Genomic DNA, 19865 nt, shown 5'->3' with positions numbered 1-19865 from the left:
GGCTCTGGCCCCATGGGAATGCGGGCAGGGCCTGCTGGCGCAGCTCTGAGGGTTACCGCTTGGAGCGGGACTTGGGTGCCTTCGAGCTCCGGACGGGCTTGCCGACCGTGGGGGTCGTGGGCTCATCCTCGAAGAGTTCCTGCACGGACTTCGCGATCACTGCCTTGCGCACCCAGGCCTTGAGCTGCGCCAGTTCAGTACAGCTCAGGATTCGCTGGCGGGCGGCGGCATCCACTTCGAGGCCTCGGGCGTCGAGCACCTCCAGCAAGGCTGCCTGCTCGCCTTTCTGAAGCCCCTGCTGAAGGCCCTCTTCTCGCCCCTGGGCGACGTACTTGCGCGCAAACTCGCTCTGGTACTCGTAGCTACCACTTCTCATCAGCGCCTCCAGGGCTTTACGGGCCGCCTCGCTGAGCGAGGACAGGGCCAGGTCAACGTAAAGGCGGACTCGTTCCTCTTCAAGGCCCTCCACCGCTGCCATGACTGCTTGCGCGATCGCCTGTCCTGCCTTCTCCTGGCCGTGGGCCATCGCCGACAGCACCGCCAGCTCCGGGTCCTTGCGCGCCTCCCGCTCATCGACAAGGACTGGGATGGCGTCCGGCCCGGCCACCAGGGGCTGGAGCACGAAGCCTGGATGGCCCAGTGCGATGGGCTGGGCGCACCACCGGGCCATCCCCGCATCCGGTGCCACCACCAGCAGCGCGGTGGGGCAATTCACTCGGGACCGAAGGCTCGTCAGATACAGCGGCCACGTCTTGCGCTTGTCCTCATCCCTCCACAGCTGCACCTCCACCACGATGGCGAAGACCGGCTTGCCGTCCAGCAGGAGCACCACAAGGTCCGCTCGGTACTCGGTGGGAACCACCTCGGTCAGCTCGGCGGACTCCACTCGCGCCTCGGAGTAGGGAGGCAGCTCGAGCCCGAGCGCGTCTCGAAGCAGCTCGGGCGCCAGCGTGGGGCGATTTCGGAACAGGAGCAGAAGCCCCTCGTGCTGCATAGATGCCATGACCGACACCCTACGCAAGGGGTCTGACCTATTGGGTCTCCTCCTGGACACCCACCCTGTAGGAGCGGATGCAGTCTCCCTGCCAACCCTGCACGACCTGGCCCCCCTGGCCTGCCGTGAGCGGTCCCCTGCGAGTCCAGCGGCACCAGCCCCCTGGCCGCGCACTCCGAACCCACTGGTATGCTGGTAGGGCCAGTTGGCTCCGGCACTGGCCACCCCGGGAGCCCCTCCCCTTCCCCGAGCCCAGATGACGAGTGCATCCCCTCCGAGCCAGCATCCGGCATTCCTACCTCTCGGCACGCAGGTGGGGCCCTGGCGCGTGGTGGAGTGGGCAGGCGGTGGTGTCTACGGCGCCGTCTACCGAGCGGTTCGCGTGGGCGCCGAGCAGACCCCACCGGTGGCTCTCAAGCTGGCGATGCTCCCGGGGGATCCGCGCTTTGCGCGAGAGGTGGAGTTGCTGTCTCGGCTGCACCACCCTCACATCCCGCGCCTGGTGGAGCATGGGGAGTGGCTCCACCCGGACGGCCCGCTCCATCCTTATATAGCGATGGAGTTCGTGGACGGAGTGCCGCTGTACGACTGGGCGCGGATGTACCGCCCGGACTCGCAGCAGGTGCTCCGGGTGCTGGCCCAGACGGCGCTGGCGCTGCAGGCCTTGCACGCCCAGGAGGCCGTGCACCGGGACGTGAAGGGGGCCAACATCCTGGTGCGGCGCTGGGACGGCCGGGTCTTCCTCACCGACTTCGGCTCGTGCACATACCCGGGAGTGGACACCCTCACTCCGCCGCCGCTGCCACCGGGGACTCCGGCCTACCGTTCCCCGGAGGCCTGGCAGTTCTTCGTTCAGCACGGCCGGGCGGCCACTGCGGCGTATCGGGCCCTGCCCGCGGATGACCTGTTCGCATTGGGAGTCACCGCGTGCAGGCTCGTGACGGGGGCCTACCCGCAGCTGGGCGAGGCGCAACGGGACGAGCACGGTGTCTGGAGCGTGGACTCGCTGGTGCTTCCCCAGTCGTTGTACTCGGCTCGGGTGGACGCGCCGCTGCGCGAACTCATTCTGCGCATGCTCTCGCTGAATCCCGAGCAGCGCGGCACTGCCTTGCAACTGGCCCGGGACATGGAACGAGCGGCCACGACTTCCCTGGGCACCCGCGTGTCGGTGGACTTCCACGCACAGGACACGAGGGATGGGCAGCCTCCCAGCACCGGAACGCCCAGCGTACCTCCTGGGTTACGAGCGGACACTCGCTCCTGGCGGGCCTGGATTGCGATCGCCGCAGCAGCAGGAACACTGGCCACGTTGGCGGCATGGATGGCTCCTGGAGGCCCCGAAGGGACACTCAGTGAAACCCGAGCAGCCTCAGTGGGCGGCCCAGCGGATGCGGGCCCCGTAGGGCTCGGCGAGGCCGCAGTGTCTGCCTCTGCGGTGGACGTGCCTACGCCCTCTGCTCCAGAGGGAATGGTCGCGGACACACCTCCCGAGCCAGAGCCAGGACAGGCAAAGCCCGATGCGAAGGGACGCTGCCCTCACAAGCAGCAGGTGGCCCTCAACAACAGCTGCTGGATGAAAACCTCGTTCGAGCAAGAGCAGTGTGAGTCAGTCGGCGGCTCCATGTACCAAGGCGCTTGCTACCTGCCTATCGTCGCCCCCAGACAGCGTCCCACCACAACAACACCCACGAGACGGCTCTCCCAGCCTCACGAGAGTACGGCGCCGCACAGCGACCCAGCCCCGTGACAGAACTCACGTGGCGAGAGGTTGAAGGAATGAGAAGCTCCGTGTCGGAGCATCAAGCGGAACGCGGAAGCCGATGCAGAGGCTCCTCATCGGGAACGTGGAGCGAGGGGGTAAGTTCACCCGGCTCGAATCGGCACAAGGCGACGGCGTGCCAGAAAGCACCGCCGAGGTTGCCTCCAGAGCGATAGCGACCATCCGTGGTGAACGCCACCCATCCTTCCTCCAAGGACACGAGAGCCGCAAGGAACTCGGCCGAGAACACATCCCACAGACGTACCGTTCCGTCCTCGGAGCCTGAGGCCAGCATGGCTCCGTCCGGCGAGAACGACACGCTCCAGACTCTGTCCGCATGCCCTCGGAGCACGCGGCGCTTGGTGCCCGTAGCCACGTCCCACAGGCGCACCTTTCCGTCCTCGGAGCCCGAAGCCAGCGTGGCTCCGTCCGGCGAGAACGACACGCTCCTGACTCTAGCCGCAGGTCCTTGGAGCACGCGGCGCTCAGCGCCTGTGACCACATCCCACAGGAGCACCCTTCCATCCCATGCGCCCGAGGCCAACGTGGCTCCGTCCGGCGAGAACGACACGCTCACGACGCTGTCCACAGACCCCTGGAGCACGCGGCGTTCGGTGCCTGTGGTCACATCCCACAGGCGCACCGTTCCGTCCCATGCCCCCGAGGCTAACGTGGCTCCGTCCGGCGAGAACGACACGCTCATGACGCTGGCCGCATGCCCTCGGAGCACGCGGCGCTCAGTGCCCGTGGCCACGTCCCACAGGCGCACCTTGCCGTCCTCAGAGCCCGAAACCAGCGTGGCTCCGTCCGGTGAGAACGACACGCTCCTGACTCTGTCCGTCCGCTCTTGGAGCATGCGACGCTCGGTGCCCGTGGCCACGTCCCACAGGCGCACTGTTCCATCCCCCGCGCCCGAGGCCAACGTGGCTCCGTCCGGCGAGAACGACACGCTCCTGACTCTGTCCGCAGGCCCTCGGTGCACGCGGCACTCGGTGCCTGTGGCCGCATTCCACAGACGCACCGTTCCGTCCCCCGCGCCCGAGGCCAACATGGCTCCGTGCGACGAGAACGACACGCTCATGACGCTGGCCCCAGACCCTTGAAGCACACGGCGCTCGGTGCCCGTGGCCACGTCCCACAGGCGTACCGTTCCGTTCCCCGCGCCCGAGGCCAGCGTGGCTCCGTCCAGCGAGAACGACACGCTCATGACGCTGGCCTCATGTACTTGGAGCACGCGGCGCTCGGTGCCCGTGGCCACATCCCACAGGCGTACCGTTCCGTCATCGGAGCCTGATGCCAGCGTGGCTCCGTCCGGTGAGAACGACACGCTCATGACGCTGGCTGCAGGCCCTTGAAGCACGCGGCGCTCGGTGCCCGTGGCCACGTCCCACAGGCGTACCGTTCCGTCCCATGCCCCCGAGGCCAACGTGGCTCCGTCCGGCGAGAACGACACGCTCCTGACTCTGGCCGCAGGCCCTTGAAGCACGCGGCGCTCGGTGCCCATGGCCACATCCCACAGGCGCACCTTGCCGTCCTCAGAGCCCGAGGCCAACGTGGCTCCGTCCGGTGAGAACGACACGCTCATGACTCTGGCCATAGGCCCTTGGAGCACGCAGCGCTCGGTGCCCGTGGCCACGTCCCACAGGCGCACCTTGCCGCCCCATGCCCCCGAGGCCAGCGTGGCTCCGTCCGGCGAGAACGACACGCTCATGACGCTGGCCCCAGGCCCTTGGAGCACGCGGCGCTCGGTGCCTGTAGCCATGTCCCACAAGCGCACCGTTCCATCCCCAGAGCCCGAAGCCAGCATGGTTCCGTCCGGCGAAAACGACACGCTCCTGACGAGTTCGTCGTGACCAGAGAGGGTGCGTAACATGCTCCCAGTCTCCAGATCCCAGAGTCGGATCTCGAAGCCATTACCCGCGGCAAGCAGGATTCCATCCGGGCTGAACGCCACGCCATAGCAAGGCAGATTCGAGGACACCGTTGGCGAGGCATGGAGCACCTCCGGTCTCGCCGCGCCAAACAACGCCTGTCTGTCGAGCCCTTCCAGCGCACCCTCGTCAAAACAGGCGCCGCTCAACTTCGCTTGGCGGAGCATGGCACCCGCGAGGAGAGCTGCTTTGGCAGTGGCTCCCACCAATCGAGCGCCGAGCAGGTCCGCGCCTCGCAAATCGGCCTTCGTGAGCATGGCCCGCGACAGGTCTGCCCTCCGCAAGAGGGCCTTGGTCAGCTTCGCGCCCGTCAGATCCGTGCCGACCAGCTTCGCACCGGTGAGATTCGCGCCTGTGAGGTCGGCATTTCGAAGGTCCTGCCCAGAGAAGTCCTTGCCGCTGAGATCCAGCCCTGCGAGCCGCAACCCCACCTGTCCCTCGACTCCAAGCCGCTTCAACATGAGGAGGGCATTCTTCTGGATGGCACTCGGGGCCTCATCCCTGAGTACCTGCCGCGCCCACTCCTCCGCCTCCTTGCGCCCTGCCAGCCCCCAGACGAAGTCCGCCATCAACGGAGACATCTCCCGCGCTCGGAGCACTACCACTGCCGCGCCTCCCTGAAGGATCTCCTCGGAGACGGCCTTCGCCACCAGCCACTCCATCACCGACTGGTGAATGAACGAGAAGTTGTTGCCCTCATCTCGCACCAGAAGCGTCCCAGAGCCGATCTGGTGCTGGACCTCCGCAGAACTAAGCGTGTGCTCCGCCAACTCCTTCACCGCAGCAGTCAGCTCGGCGGGCAGTTCCAGGATGTTGAGACTCGGGCTCGTCTCGTGCCAGAGCCTCATCGCCACCTCGGTGACCGCCCTCCAACGCTGGACCACCGTGAGCCCCACGAGCCCCCCAGGTGCATCAGCCCGGTTGCGCTCATAATCGAGCCATTGCCTCAGCAGCATCTCGTACAACCGGGCCGAGGTGATCTCCCTGTCGCGCTCCCGGGCCTCCAGCAACTTCCTCTCATCGATGTCCGCGATGAACCCGAGCATGCGCGGGTTCTCCGCCAACCCCAGCAGATCCCTCACCTCGGAGAGCAACTTCAAGCGCTGAGCCGCCTTCACCGGGTCACCCAGCCGCTTCTCCAGGAAGGCCTGGACCTGCTCGTGCGTGAAGCGCTGGAGCTTGACCAGCCGATATCCTCGCTGGGAGCTGGCCTGCTCCCCGAGCGCGCTCACCACCTGCCGATCCGAGTAGAAGTGCTGGGTACGGCTGGTGATGACGATCTTGGCCTCGCCCTGGGCGGCCTGGATCAACGTGGAGAAGTGCTCGACCGCGCGCTCATAGCTGACCCGAAGCGCCAGCTCGTCGAAGCCATCGAACAGCAGTGCGATCCGCCCATGAGAGAGCATGTAGTGAAAGGCTGGCAGATCGATCCGCTCCTCACCCGCCTTGGCCATGTGCTGGCTCACCAGCGCGTTCAACTCCTGCGCCTTCTCGAGCGTCCGCATCTCGATGAGAACAGGGACGAGCGGCCCTCCATCCTTGATCATCCTGCGGGCCAGTTCATGGAGCAGAAACGTCTTGCCCGCGCCGAACTCTCCGAGCACCAGGATGAAGCGAGGATGGGGTGAAACCAGCAGGGTGTTGAGTTCCCCCAGAACGTCCGCCGTGCTGAATTCACCGCCTTCCGAGTGAATCACCGCCCGCTGGGCGACGTAGAGCGCGGGCGGGTAGACGAGGTCCTTTTCGAGCCGATCCAACTGGCGGTTCGAATAGCCACGGAAGTCGATGAGCCCCTGATACTCGGTGAAGCTGCGAGGGAAGACGCGCCTCTTCCTGGCCCTGGCGAGCACGTCGTCCGACGGAGGGGCACCGCCGTAGACCAGCACGGACTGGATGCTCGGATCATTCCTCCGATAGCGAGCATCGATCGTGTCGAGAAAAGCTTCGAGGACATCAAGGGTGAGAGCATCGACCACGGCAATCGGAGAGACGCTCGTGACAGCTCCCTCCACCTTCGACACGCGGAGATACCCTCCGAAAGGCGCCGGCGCGCGGACCCGGACGATTTCCGCCGTCTCTCCCCTGGTCTCCATGCGCAGCCTGGCAAGCGTCTGCACCTGGGAGAGCAGATCATCCCTGCGATCCAGGCCCATGCGCTCGAAGCGGAGCGCCCTGGAGTCGTGCGGTTCGGCCTCGGAGAAGTCTTCGAGTTGCTGGGCGACAGGCTCCAGGTTTCGGAGCAACAGCCGGATCAGCACCTGCGCCGCGGCATGCGTGGCGAACTTCCGGAAAGCGTCATCCTTGTCCTCATCCCCGTAGTCCGAGACCGCTTTGACGATGAGCGTCGGGCGCCCGAGGTGCTCGCCAACCCGGCCAATCGCTGCTGCCTCCATCTCAGCGCCCAGGGTCTTGCGTCCGATCTTCTCCAAACGCTGGAACAGCTCGGGATCCTTCTGGACGATCTCGCCCGTGGCGATGGGTCCCACGTGGACACGAAACTCCGGGTCCTTCGGTGCTTCATCCTCGTGCGAGAGGTCAATCGCGTATCCCCTGCCCTCCTCGGTCAGCGCGAGGACGCCTGGCTTGTTCACCAGCAGGCCGCGTTGCCGGAGCCGATCCCTCACTGTGCTGAACGTGGGGCACTCCTTCTTCCGATCTGGATGCTTGTCCGGGGCTGCTGCGCCGTGCAGTTCCTGCTCGAGGAGTACTCGAAGGAACCACTTCTCCTGAGTCTCCAGGGAGAGCGGCCGAGTCTTCACAAGTTCGGCAGCCCAGTCCTTGTCGCGTGCGAAGTAGGCGGCATCCACCCGCCAAGTGTCCTTGAGGTTGAAGGTCTTGAAGTCATGGAAGAACTCCTCGACGCGAAGCCCCTCCTCATCGCGCCGGCCAGCGGAGAACTTTCCAGCGTCGTAGCGATAGACGCGGCTCGCGACGATGACGTCGCCCAGGAAGACGTCCTTCTTCTTCCCAGCGCAGATACCGCACATCGCCAGGCACGCCGGGTCGAGAAACTTGATGAGCGCCGTCGCTCGGAGCGCGGTGGCATCGCCACCCATCTCATCGAACGAGGCAGCCGCCACGCGCAGAGGCTCACCGTCCTCCCGAGGAAGCTCACGAAAGTGAAAGGGAAAGCCATTCCCATCCTTCGCGGTCTCCCAGCCATCCTTGCCGCCCTCACCGAGAGCAAGCACAGCGTCGAGCTCATCGAGCAGCGCGGTGATGATGAGCACATCGTACCGGCGAAACCCCACGTCAGGCTCCTTCCCCAACCTCGGAGCCCCAGCCTGCCGTGTGTAGACCCGGGGGAGTCAAGCTCCACAGGAGTCCCGGTCCAGCCGGTCTGGACCCACTGGTACGCTGGCCCTAGCAGTTGGCCCGAAACGCGGCCGACAGGGGCGGTCTCCCTCTTCAGGGTGCCCGTGTCCCCCAGGTGGACCGGGAGCGCGTCACTTGTAGGGAAGCGAGATGTAGTGCTGGCCCAACTCCGTCAGCACTCCCGGAGCCCCCAGCAAGCTCGCGTAGCACGGATCATTGGTCCACCGGCCCGTGAACCACGCGTAGCGGAACACATCCGCACGGTTCTCGCAGACAGAGACCATCTCCGTCATCTGGGCCTTCGCCTTGGCCACCGAGTCAATCTGCGCACCGTCATTCTGCCTGTGGCAGTTGGCGAACTCGGTGACCCAGAACGACTTGCCGTACTTCTTGAGCCGATCGAGCTGCCCCGCCAGCCCGTAGTCGTACCAGTGGAACGCCAAGTAATCGATGCGCGGATCCCGATTCCCGTTCGCGCTCCGATAGGCCGCATAGAACGCATCCAGCCACACCACCGGATCCGAATATCCCTGCAACGTGCCCCAGTTCATCGCAGGGCCCACGAGCTTGACGCCAGTGTGCTCCGCCACAGCCTCGTACCGAGGCCACAGTGCCGCCGCATCCTGGGGCGACATGTTGGCCTGATCCGTGAGGTTGGGCTCGTTGAGGAGCAGCAGGTACTGGATGTGCGGGTTGGCCTTGAGGAAGGCCTCGATGTTGGCCGCGTTGAAATTCCCGTTCCACAACATGGGGATGAAGTCCACGCCATAGCGGGACCGGAAGTCCGACGGCACTCCCGCATTCGGCTGCGAGCTCCAGTCGTACCACCAGCTCACGCCCGGAGAGAGCGCCGCCATGTCCGCGGGAGTCGCGATGTCATAGGCAATCCCCCGCTTGGCACTCTTGGCAAACGAAGTCCCACCATCCGTCCCGCCGTCCGTCGTCTGGCCGCCACCATCCGGACGCCCTCCATCGGGAGACGAGTTCCCCCCATCACCGGGGAGGGAGCCACCATCCGATACACCCGAGTCCTCCGGAGTCTGGGTGTCCGGATCGGAAGAGCACGCGCCAGCGCCCGCCAGCACGAGAACCACGACACAAGCCGTCGCCATGGGCCATCTCATCAGTCTTCACCTCCTGCTCGAATGGGAGGCTGGAGACTGTAATGCCGCAGCGCGTCCTTCTCACCCGGTTCCGCGACCGGGAGGCGTCGAGGCCCCCGGGAGCGTCGTGCCACCCGAGCCATCCGAGGGAGCCGCAGGAGCCGCCTTGGCCATCGACTGGGGCTCCACCGTCACTCGCACCACCCGAGGCCCATCCACCTCGTCCACGAGGATGCGCCACATGTCCAGCTTGAGGCTGTCCCCCTTCTCCGGAACCCGCCCCAGCTTCGTCATCAGGTAGCCGGCGATCGTCGTCACCTCGCCCTTCTCGTCCTCACTCAGGTCGAAGTTGACGTCCAGCCGCTCCTCCAAGTCATCCAGCTGCGCCGTGCCCGGCAGCTCGAACCGGCCGCCCGGCAACGAGCGAACCTCCTCCATCCGCCGGCCCAGCTCCGCCACATCCCCCACCACCTCGGCCACCACGTCCGCGATCGTCACCAGTCCCGACGTACCGCCGTGCTCGTCCACCACCAGGGCCGTCTGCCGGCGCCGGCGCCGGAACTCCGCCAGCAACTGCTCCAGCGTCACGTTCTCCGGCACGAACAGCACCGGCCGCTGCACCTGGGACAAGGTCCGGAGCTCCCCTTTCGACAGCAGGAAGAACAGGTCCTTGGCGTTCACCACGCCCTCCACCTGATCCAGGCTCCCGCGGCACACCGGCAGCCACGTATGCCCCGCCGCCCGAGCATCCGCGATGCACCGATCCAGTGGCTCCTCCACGTCCAGGAACTTCACCTGGTTGCGAGGCACCATCACCTGGCGCGCCGTCTTCTGCGCCATCTCCAGCGCCCGCTCGAGCAACTCCGCCCGCGAGGTGGTGATCGATCCCGCCTCCGCCGAGCTGTGGAGGATGACGCGCAGCTCGTCCTCGCTGTGCGCCTCATGGGCCTCGCTGGCGGAGTCCAGACCGAAGATGCGCAGGATCCGCCGCGCCATCCCGTTGAGCAGCACGATGGCCGGGTAGAACAGGAAGTAGAACGCGCGCATCGGCAGCGCCACCGCCAGCGTGGTGGCCTCGGCGCGCTGGATGGCCAGGCTCTTGGGCGCCAGCTCTCCGATGATGATGTGCAGGAAGGTGATGATCGCGAACCCGATCGCCACCGACGCGCTGTGTGTCACCGTCTCCCGAGCCGTCTCCGGGACGATCTCCGCGATCAGCGGCTCGATCAGGTGCGCGAACGCCGGCTCACCCAGCCAGCCCAGGCCCAGCGACGCCAGGGTGATGCCGAACTGCGTGGCGGACAGGTACGCGTCCAGCTTCTCCACCATCTTCAGCGCCATGCCTGCGCCGGGAGTCCCCTCGTCCACCAGCGCCTGCAGCCGCGTGGCGCGGATCTTCACGATGGCGAACTCCGTCGCCACGAAGAAGCCGTTGGCGAACACCAGGAGAATCGCCAACCCCAGGAAGATCCATTCACTCGCCATGGCGTCAGAACAGGGCTTCGAAGTCTGGATCGCCCTTGAGGGCGTCGAACATCGGGTCCGTGGACAACCAGCCCATCACCTTGGGCCGATCCGCCGCCAGCGCTTTCTGCAGGTACGTCACCGCGTCCTTCGGCCGCCCCCACAGCGCGTACAGCGCGGACAGGTTGTAGTTGAGCAGCAGATCCTCCGCGTTGAGCGCCCGCGCCTTGCCGTAGGCCCGCTCGGCCTCGGCGTAGAAGCCCTTCTGCGCGTAGCAGATGCCCAGATCCAACTGGGCCTCGAAGTTGTCGGGCTCCAGCCGCACGACTTCCTTGAGCTGATTGATGGCCGAGCGGTAATCCCCCTCGTCCATCTGCAGCGCGGCCAGCTCGTGCCGGGGGAACGCGTCCTGCGAATCCAGCTCGATGGCCGTCTGCAGCTCGCGCATCGCCTCTTCCACCCGCCCCTGGTCCGCGTAGGTGAGCCCCAGGTTCAGGTGGGCGTCCGGGTACTCCGGATCCAGCTCGATGGCCTCCTTGTACTCCTCCACCGCCATCTCGGCGGCGTGGGTGGAGAGGAAGCAGGCCAGGTTGTAATGCGCCGTGGCGCTTTCCGGCTCCAGCTTCAGCGCCGTGAGGTACTCGCCGAGCGCCTCGCGGAACTGCTTCTTCTCCGCGTACACCGTGGCGAGGTTGTCGTGGGCGTGGGCGGAGTCCGGATCCAGCTCGATCGCCTTCTTGAACTCCTTGATCGCCTCGTCCAGCCACCCGCGATCCGCCAGCTCGATGCCGCGCGAGTTGTGCTCGTCGGAGAGTGCGATGTTGTCCTTTTCCCGTGCCATGAAATCCGGCGGGCAATCTACGCGTCGCCAATCGACGGGCGCAAGGTAGAGTTTCCCTCCTTATATGCGCCGTGTCGCCCTCCTGCTGCTCCTGCTCTGTGCCTGCTCCCGCCGGCCCGTCCCAGCCCCGGAGACTCCCTCGGGAGCCACGCCCCCGCCTGCCGTGGGAACGGGCGTCACCGCGCCCCCGTCCCACCCGGATGTCGGGGGGAAGACACCCGCGACCGTACAGCCGGAGACAGGAGCGCCGCCCCGCCCCGTCACCCTGGTGATTGGGGGCGACGTGACGGTGGGCTACCACTACGAGGAGTATTTCGATCAGCAGGTGGCGCAGGGCCGCTCGCGCGAGGAGATGTTCGCCTACGGCTTCAAGGAGGTGAAGGCCGTGGCGGACTCGGGCGACCTGTTCCTCGTGAACCTGGAATGCCCCTTCACCGACAGCCTCGACAAGCTGCCCAAGAACTTCAACTTCCGAGCGCGGCCCGAGTTCGTGAACACGCTGCTGGCCGGCGGCGTGGACCTGGTGAGCCTGGCCAACAACCACATGATGGACTACGGGCCACAGGGGCTCGTGGACACGCTGATGACGCTGGAGCAGGCGAAGATCCCCCACTTCGGAGCGGGCCGTACCCTGGCCGAGGCCCGCCGCCCCGCCCTGCTGACCCTGGGAGGCGTGCGCTTCGCCTTCCTGGGCTACTTCTTCCTCGGGGACCGCAACATCGAGCCGCCGCAGGTGTACGCCACGGAGACCACGCCCGGGGTGGCCGGCCACTACTCGGACGTGGACGCGATGGAGAAGATGCTGCGCGAGGACATCCTCGCCGCGAAGGCCCAGGCGGACGTGGTGCTGCCCTTCTTCCACTGGGGCGTGGAGAGCACCTACACCCCTCTGCCCTACCAGCTCCGGCTGGCGCGCGCGGCCATCGAGGCGGGCGCGGCAGGAGTGCTCGGCAGCCACCCGCACGTGCTCCAGGCCATGGAGCTGCACCAGGGCGCTCCGGCCATCTACTCGCTGGGGAACTTCGTCTTCGGCGGAAACTGGAACCCCAAGGACAAGCGCAGCGCGCTGCTCAAGGCCCGCTTCTCCCCCGGGGGCTACCTGTCGAGCGAGATCATCCCACTCAAGACGGACCGCTACCCCGAGCTGCCCATGCAGCCCATCGTCGTCACCGGCCCGGAGGCCGACGAGGTGCTGAGGCTGCTGGCGACCAGCTCCGCCGGGCTTCCCCGGATGCTGCCAGAGCTGGAGCCCTACCGCCCGGCCAGCCCTCCCCCTTAGCGACCCAGGGAGGGCTCGCTCGGCGGATTACCGCTTGTGCCGGGCCTTGTTGCTCTGGCCACGCGTGGCGCGCACGCGGCGGCGCTTGAGCGACGCCTTCTTCGTCTTCGCGCGGTTGGACAGCTTCTTCTTGCTGCGATTTCCCTTCTGGGCGGGCATGTTCAAGCACTCCAATGCAGTTGTTGAGCCGCAGTGTAGCGGCAACGGGCGCCCCTTCTTTCACGCTCCTGCCCAGGCTTCCAAGGAATTTCTTGACGCCCTCCGCCCTTGCCAGCGGCCGGGCAACGGGGCAATACCCCGGGTACGACGATGATTGACAAGCTTGAAGAGGTCGAGCGCCGGTTCGAGCGCCTCACCGCCGACCTGTCCAACCCTGAAGTGCTCGCGGACTCGGCGAAGCTCCAGAAGGTCTCCAAGGAGCGGGCCTCGCTCGAGAAGCTCGTCGAGACGTTCCGTGGCTACCGCAAGGTCTTGGACGACCTCAAGGAGGTCGAGGCCTGGCTGGAGGGCGGGGATGCGGACGAGAAGGCCTATGCCCGCGAGGCCCTGCCCGGGCTGAAGCAGCAGCGCGACGAGCAGGAGCAGGAACTGAAGGTCCTCCTGCTGCCCAAGGACCCGAATGACGAGAAGAACGTCATCCTGGAGATCCGCGCGGGCGCCGGCGGCGACGAGGCCGGCCTGTTCGCCGAGGAAGTCATGCAGATGTACCTCCGCTATGCGGACCAGAAGGGCTGGTCGGCGGAGATCGTGGACATGAGCCCCGGCGGCGCGGGCGGGGTGAAGGATGCGACGGTCACCCTGTCGGGCCCGGCCGTCTACAGCCACATGAAGTACGAGTCCGGTGTACACCGGGTGCAGCGCGTGCCGGCCACCGAGGCCCAGGGCCGCATCCACACCTCCACCATCACCGTGTCGGTGATGCCCGAGGCCGAGGACGTGGACATCCAGATCAACCCGGCGGACATCGAGATGCAGGTGATGCGCTCGACGGGCTCGGGTGGCCAGAGCGTGAACACGACGGACTCGGCGGTGCGCCTCATCCACCACCCCTCCGGCATCGTCGTGAAGTGCCAGCAGGAGAAGAGCCAGACGAAGAACCGCGCCCAGGCCATGCGCATGCTGCGCGCCAAGCTCTACGAGATCGAGCAGGAGCGCATCCGCAACGAGCGCGACTCCATGCGCCGCGGCCAGGTGGGCACGGGCGACCGGAGCGAGAAGATCCGCACCTACAACTTCCCCCAGGACCGGCTGACGGACCACCGCATCGGCCTGACGGTCCACAACCTGCCGGCCATCATGGCGGGGGACGTGGATGAGGTCATCACCGCCTGCCGGACGTACTACCAGGCCGAGGCCCTCAAGCAGCAGACGGGCGGGGGCCCGGGCACCTCCTCGACCGCGCGCGCATGAGCGAGACCTGGACCATCCGCAAGGTCCTCACCTGGACGACGCAGCACTTCGAGAAGCGCCAGGTGGACGCGCCGCGGCTCACCGCGGAGATCCTGCTCGGGCACGTGCTGAAAACGACCCGGGTGCGCCTGTACGTGGACCTGGATCGGCCCCTGGCCAAGGAGGAGCTGGCCTCCTTCCGCGCCCTCATCGAGCGGCGCATGGCCGGCGAGCCCACCCAGTACCTCACAGGCGTGAAGGAGTTCTACAACCGCTCCTTCAAGGTGGATGCGCGGGTGCTCATCCCCCGCCCGGAGACGGAGTTGCTGGTGGAGGCCGCCCTGCGCGTGCTCCCCAAGGACGCACCGAGCCGCGCCCTGGACGTCTGTACCGGATCGGGCTGCATCGCCATCAGCCTCGCCTCCGAGCGCCCCCAGGCCTCCCTCCTGGCCACGGACCTGTCTCCGGACGCCTGCGCCCTGGCCCGGGAGAACGCCGAGACCCTGGGTGTGGGCGCCCGCGTCACCGTGGTGCAGGGGGACCTGTTCGCCCCCGTGCCGGCGGATGCCCGCTTCCAGCTCGTGGCTTCCAACCCGCCCTACATCGCCTCGGAGGAGATCCCGGGGCTCTCGGCGGAGGTGCGCCGGGAGCCTCGCCTGGCGCTGGACGGTGGGAGGGACGGGCTGGCCGTCCTCCGCCGCGTCATCGAGGGGGCTCGCCGGTGCCTGCTGCCTGGCGGCCTCCTTGCAATGGAGATAGGGGAGACCCAGGGGGCTGCCGTCCGGGAGCTGCTCCAGGCCGCGGGATTCCAGGACGCGCGCGTGGAGAAGGACCTGGAGCGGCGAGACCGCCTGGCTTTTGGGACACAGCCTGTGGCCACCGGGCCACAGTCGTGAGACGGAACCGATGGACAAGATCATCGTGAAGGGAGGCCCCGCGCTGCAGGGCGAGGTGAAGGTGTCGGGAGCCAAGAATGCCGCGCTCCCCATCCTCGCCTCCTCGCTGCTGGCGGACGGGGTGAGCACCTACCGCAACGTGCCGGATCTGGTGGACGTGGGCACCATGCTCAAGGTGCTCAACACCATGGGCTGCGAGGCCGAGCGGCTCACCGGCCGGCAGAAGAACGTGTGCCAGGTCGGCGTCAACGGCCACATCACCCCCGAGGCCCCGTACGATCTGGTGAAGACGATGCGGGCCTCCGTGCTGGTGCTCGGGCCGCTGGTGGCCCGCTACGGCCGGGCCCGCGTCTCCATGCCAGGCGGCTGTGCCATCGGCGCCCGGCCCATCGACCAGCACCTCAAGGGGCTCAAGGCCCTGGGCGCGGAGATCACCCTCACCGAGGGCTACGTCGAGGCCCGGGCCAAGCACTTGAAGGGCGGCACGGTCAACTTCGATCTCATCACCGTCACCGGGACGGAGAACGTGATGATGGCGGCGGTGCTGGCCAAGGGCCGGACCGTCCTGGAGAACTGCGCCCGGGAGCCTGAAATCGAGGAACTGGCCCGGGTGCTCAACAAGATGGGGGCGAAAATCGAAGGCGCGGGCACCTCCGTCATCACCATTGACGGGGTGGATTCCCTCCGCCCGGTAGACCACGCCATCCTGCCCGACCGCATCGAGGCGGGTACCCTCCTGGTCGCCGCGGCCATCAGCGGCGGGGACGTGCTGGTGAAACACGCCGTCCCCGAACACCTGGAAGCCGTGGTGATGAAGCTGCGCGAGGCCGGCTGTGTCATCACCGCCGAGAATGGGGGCATGCGCCTCAAGGCCCCCAAGGGCATCCACCCGGTGGACGTGACGACCACGGAACACCCGGGATTTCCCACGGATATGCAGGCTCAACTCATGGTGCTGATGTGTGTGGCCAGCGGCACCTCGGTGATCTCGGAGAACATCTTCGAGAACCGCTTCATGCACGTAGCAGAGCTGCACCGCATGGGGGCGGACATCACCATCCAGGGGCCCACGGCCGTGGTGAAGGGGGTCAAGAAGCTGTCGGGCGCCCCCGTCATGGCCACCGACTTGAGGGCCAGCGCCTCGCTGATCCTCGCCGGCCTCCGGGCCGAGGGGCGCACCGAAGTGTCTCGCGTCTATCACCTGGACCGGGGCTACGAGCGGCTCGAACGCAAGTTGCGGAGCCTGGGAGCGGACATCCGCCGGGTGAAAGCCTGAAGTGCAGCCCTGAAGTGAAGTCCTGAGGTGCCACCCGGAAGTTCGCTGTCAACAGAACGACCGCGACCGGTTGCATCCTGAAATTTGGGCGCCCTATCATTCTCCAATCCACGGGGAGCAAGCCTCCCCCAACCAGGAGAACGAACCGCCCCATGAATTGCCCCGCTTGCAACGTCGAGATGGCCGATCTCGAGGGGGATGAACTGACGTTGCGGAAGTGTGGAGACTGCGGTGGGTTGTGGATCGACGTCGCGGACCTCAATCGGGTCCTGCTCCACAACAATCTTCCTGGTCTGGAGAGTCTGGGCGGAAAGGTCGACGCGGAAGCACTCACCGGTCAGTGTCCCGAATGTCAGGTGGATCTTGTGCGAATCACTGGCGGTGATCGCAATCACCCGTTGAGCTACGACTCCTGCGAGTCGTGTGGCGGAATCTTCCTGGAGTCCGAATTCCAGGATGCGACCGACACCCGGATCGCCATCCAGGAGATCGTCGACTTCTTCAAGGCCTTCAGCGCCAAGAAGAAGTCCGCTGCTGGATAGCCGCTTCCTGGAGAGGAGTAGAGCCCTCCCCTCCCCCTCTCGCCAGGGCCGCGAGCCGCCTGCTCAGGGACGGCTTCGGAAGGCCTCCTTCCACTCGTCGGGCAGATCGCCCTCCAGGGCGAGCGTGTATCCACCGGACGAGCCGTCCGCCTCTTCGCGGGTGAACTTCACAGAGACCTTGCCCTTCTTCGGCAGCTCCAGCGACAGCTTGGAGTTCGAGGCGGAGTACGCGCCGGTAAAGGCGCTCGGCTCACCGCCCAGCGGCTCGTGGACGAAGCGGTACGTCCCATCCACATAGAAGGAGAGGAAACTATCGGGCGCGCCCTCCAGGCCCCCGAACCAGGTGCCCAGCAGCGGCGCCGTGCGGGCGTCGTACTTGAGGTTGGGAGCCAGCTTGGTGCCGTTGAGCGGCTTGCCCTCCGAGTAGAAGATGACGTCCGTGAGACAGACGGGAGCGCCGTCCTCGGAGCCCGGGAAGACGTCCTTCACCTCGAGGGTGATCCAGGCGCCAGAGACGGGCGGGTTGAGGGGGATGGTCTGCTGGCCTCGCTTGTCCTCGAGCGTGAAGCCGCGGGCGGTGTCCTTGCCCTCCAGAGTGATCTTCTTCGCCCGGGGGTAGGCCTTGAAGGCGTCCCGCTCCGTGGCATTGCCCGTGTAGACGCGCACCTCGTCCACGGTGGCCACACCCTTGAAACCAATGGTCATTCCTCGGAAGGCGCCCTCGCCGTCGGGGGCACACCAGGCGGTGGTGTCCCGCCCGTCGAGCACGTTGAGCGGGCTGAAGCGATCAGGGTGGGCATCCTTGTCGAGGTAGTCGCCTGCCTGGGCATAGCCGACGGTGGCTGGGGGTGCGGCCAGGGCCAGGGGAGCAGAAGCGACGAGCAGGAGAGAGAGCAGAACCAGGTGACTTCGCATGGAATGGCATTGTGGATCGGTCCACGAAGGGCTCACCAGTCCACAACGGCTGTGGATGAAAACGCGGCCCCGCATGTTTGCGATGCTTGACACCCGGTCCCCACGGGGAAGAGTAGGCGGCCGATGCGAGGGAACGCGATGCGACGTCTGGGCTGGATTGCAGTGTGCGCGGTGCTGGCCGGCTGCCCCAAGGGAGGAAAAGAAGAGGTGGCCGACGCGGGACCGGTGGACGCCGGCCCGGATGTCTTGAGCGAGAAGGAGCCCAACGAGCGGCCGGATCAGGCGCTGACGCTGGCGCGGGACGCGGTGGTGAGCGCGGCGCTCTCGGCGGACCCGGCCAAGGGGGACGAGGATTGGTACCGGCTGGCGCCGCCCTCCGCTCGCACGGCGGACATCACCGTGTCCGGCATCCCGGGCGGGGACGTGCAAATCGAGGTGTACGACCGGGATCGCAACCGGCTGGCCAGCGTGAACAGTGAGGGAGAGAACAAACCGGAGCACTTCCCCAACCTCTTCGTCGAAGGGGAGCGCTACGTGCGTGTGGCCTCGGCGCGCAAGGGCAGCGGCGGGTCCTACACGCTCACGCTGACCTACCGGCGGCCCAACGATGGCGAGGAGCGCGAGCCCAATGACCGGGCGGTGGATGCGACGCCGCTGACGCTCGGACAGACGGTGGCGGCCTATATCGGGCATGCGGGAGATGAGGACTGGTACCGCATCGAGCTGCCCGCGCAGGCGGCGCCGAGCACTCCGGGGACAATCCCCGATGAAGAGGCCCCGGTCCCTGCCCCGAAGGCACCGGCTCCAACTCAGGCTCCGCCCCCGACTCCCGCGCCTCCGGAGGGAGCCACGCCCACGCAGGCCGAGGGAACTCCCCCTGCGGGAGAGGGTGCGACGCCCTCCCCTGCTCCCACGGGTGAGACGCCTCCGGCAGAGGGCTCCACGCCTCCTCCGGACGGAACCACTCCTCCGCCGGCCAACGGAGCGCCCACGGGCAGCCCCACCGGTACGCCGGGAGCCGTGGCCCAGGTGAAGGATGCCGGCACGGCAGCGCCTCCGGAGCCTCCGGGAGTGGCGCTGAAGATCGAGCTGTCCGCACTCGAGGGCGTGCGGCCCGAGCTGGCGGTGCTCTCCGCGGCGGAGGCTCCGCTGTTCTCCCTCAGGGGCAAGGAGGGCGAGGCGCTCGCGCTGCGCAATATCGGAGTACGTGCGACGGACCAGGTCGTCTACGTGGTGGTGAAGAGCAGCTGGGTGGGCACCGGCAAGGACGCGAAGCGGGCCTACAACGCGACGAATCCGTACACCCTCTCCGTGTCGCTGGAGGAGGCGGGAGCGAACGCGGAGCTGGAGCCCAACGACGAGCTGTACAAGGCCACGCCCATCACGGGCTCGGGCTTCAAGGAGGGCTTCCTCGCGCCCAAGAGCGACGTGGACTACTACGTGCTGAAGACGACGGAGCCCATGCTGGCGAAGGTGGAGGTGTCGGGGGTGGAGCGGCTGGACCTGGTGCTCTCGGCGGTGGACGCACCGGCGAGCGACAGTGCACAGGAGACGGTGACGCTGAAGGCGAACGACGGCGCCCTGAAGGAGCCCGAGCGCCTCAACAACGTGTCCTGCAACGGCAGCTGCTACTTCAAGGTGGAGGGGGCGTCTCGCAAGGTCGAGGGCAAGTGGGTGAAGGACTTCGAGAACGCGGACCAGCCGTACCGGATCACCGTGACAGCGGTGCCGGACGACGGCAGCCAGGAACGCGAGCCCAACAACACGGCGGACCGGGCGATGGACCTCACCTTCGGCAAGGCGGTGCGCGGCACGGTGTACCCGGCGAAGGACGTGGACTACTTCCGGTTGGACCTGACGGAGCGCCCAGTGCGCACACCCATCCGGGCGACGCTGTTGGGCATCCTGAAGGTGGACGTGGGGCTGTACCTGCACCGGGTGGGGCCGGACGGCAAGCTGTCGCTCGTGCAGACGTCCGACCGGGCCAAGGGGGATCAGCCGGAGACGATCCGCTACAGCGCCGAGCCGGGGGTGTACGTGCTGGAGGTGAGGGACGCGAAGAACCGGGAGTCCAACTTCCAGGACCCGTACCAGCTGACGGTGGAGGAAGGAGAGTAGCCGGGCGGACTTGCCGGTTACTTCTCGTTGACAAGGTCGAGCG

Annotated in this window: 14 protein-coding genes; 7 read left to right on the top strand and 7 right to left on the bottom strand. The window is 66.9% G+C overall.

Going from position 1 to position 19865, the window contains the following annotated elements:
• Positions 1-52 precede the first annotated feature (52 nt).
• Positions 53-1003: an RpnC/YadD family protein gene (locus tag KY501_RS35920; RefSeq protein WP_224368341.1), complete on the bottom strand. Its 951-nt coding sequence runs from the start codon at positions 1001-1003 to the stop codon at positions 53-55.
• A 247-nt stretch (positions 1004-1250) separates the two neighbouring features.
• On the opposite strand from KY501_RS35920, the gene KY501_RS35915 reads away from it, so the two are divergent.
• A complete protein-coding gene (locus KY501_RS35915; protein WP_224368339.1) occupies positions 1251-2741 on the top strand; it encodes a serine/threonine protein kinase in 1491 nt (496 codons plus the stop codon).
• A gap of 52 nt (positions 2742-2793) precedes the next feature.
• Here the strand turns inward: KY501_RS35915 and KY501_RS35910 are convergent, their stop codons facing one another.
• From KY501_RS35910 to KY501_RS35895, 4 genes are all read right to left on the bottom strand, one after another.
• Positions 2794-7935 (bottom strand): WD40 domain-containing protein, encoded by a 5142-nt coding sequence (locus KY501_RS35910; RefSeq protein WP_224368338.1) that lies wholly within the window; start codon positions 7933-7935, stop codon positions 2794-2796.
• Between the two features lie 195 nt (positions 7936-8130).
• On the bottom strand, positions 8131-9111 hold the full coding sequence (locus KY501_RS35905) for a glycoside hydrolase family protein (protein WP_224368336.1): 981 nt from the start codon (positions 9109-9111) through the stop codon (positions 8131-8133).
• A gap of 72 nt (positions 9112-9183) precedes the next feature.
• A complete protein-coding gene (locus KY501_RS35900) occupies positions 9184-10587 on the bottom strand; it encodes a hemolysin family protein (protein ID WP_224368334.1) in 1404 nt (467 codons plus the stop codon).
• Positions 10588-10591: 4 nt separating this feature from the next.
• Entirely contained in the window at positions 10592-11407 is an 816-nt protein-coding gene (locus tag KY501_RS35895; protein WP_224368332.1) for a tetratricopeptide repeat protein, read from the bottom strand.
• A gap of 64 nt (positions 11408-11471) precedes the next feature.
• Between KY501_RS35895 and KY501_RS35890 the strand changes: the two genes are divergently transcribed.
• On the top strand, positions 11472-12686 hold the full coding sequence (locus KY501_RS35890) for a CapA family protein (RefSeq protein WP_224368330.1): 1215 nt from the start codon (positions 11472-11474) through the stop codon (positions 12684-12686).
• 27 nt (positions 12687-12713) lie between these two features.
• Here KY501_RS35890 and KY501_RS53365 read toward each other — a convergent pair whose 3' ends face one another.
• Positions 12714-12845, bottom strand: a complete 132-nt coding sequence (locus KY501_RS53365) for a hypothetical protein (RefSeq protein WP_255637100.1) — start codon at positions 12843-12845, stop codon at positions 12714-12716.
• Positions 12846-12995: 150 nt separating this feature from the next.
• Here KY501_RS53365 and prfA point away from each other — a divergent pair, with 150 nt between their 5' ends.
• The 4 genes from prfA (at position 12996) to KY501_RS35870 (ending at position 16789) form a co-directional block, all read left to right on the top strand.
• Positions 12996-14096 (top strand): peptide chain release factor 1, encoded by a 1101-nt coding sequence (gene prfA / locus KY501_RS35885; protein WP_224368328.1) that lies wholly within the window; start codon positions 12996-12998, stop codon positions 14094-14096.
• On the top strand, positions 14093-14971 hold the full coding sequence (gene prmC, locus KY501_RS35880; RefSeq protein WP_224368326.1) for a peptide chain release factor N(5)-glutamine methyltransferase: 879 nt from the start codon (positions 14093-14095) through the stop codon (positions 14969-14971). Before prfA ends, prmC begins: the two co-directional genes overlap by 4 nt.
• 10 nt (positions 14972-14981) lie before the next feature.
• The gene (gene murA / locus KY501_RS35875; protein WP_224368324.1) at positions 14982-16247 is read left to right on the top strand and encodes a UDP-N-acetylglucosamine 1-carboxyvinyltransferase; all 1266 of its coding nucleotides are present in this window, start codon (positions 14982-14984) and stop codon (positions 16245-16247) included.
• Between the two features lie 152 nt (positions 16248-16399).
• On the top strand, positions 16400-16789 hold the full coding sequence (locus tag KY501_RS35870; RefSeq protein WP_224368323.1) for a zf-TFIIB domain-containing protein: 390 nt from the start codon (positions 16400-16402) through the stop codon (positions 16787-16789).
• Between the two features lie 63 nt (positions 16790-16852).
• Here KY501_RS35870 and KY501_RS35865 read toward each other — a convergent pair whose 3' ends face one another.
• Positions 16853-17704: an NADase-type glycan-binding domain-containing protein gene (locus tag KY501_RS35865; protein ID WP_224368321.1), complete on the bottom strand. Its 852-nt coding sequence runs from the start codon at positions 17702-17704 to the stop codon at positions 16853-16855.
• 138 nt (positions 17705-17842) lie between these two features.
• On the opposite strand from KY501_RS35865, the gene KY501_RS35860 reads away from it, so the two are divergent.
• Positions 17843-19822: an ABC transporter substrate-binding protein gene (locus KY501_RS35860; RefSeq protein WP_224368320.1), complete on the top strand. Its 1980-nt coding sequence runs from the start codon at positions 17843-17845 to the stop codon at positions 19820-19822.
• Positions 19823-19865: the final 43 nt, after the last annotated feature.

Source organism: Hyalangium versicolor (genome assembly GCF_020103695.1).
Taxonomy (GTDB): domain Bacteria; phylum Myxococcota; class Myxococcia; order Myxococcales; family Myxococcaceae; genus Hyalangium; species Hyalangium versicolor.
This window is presented reverse-complemented; position numbering and strand designations above follow the sequence as displayed.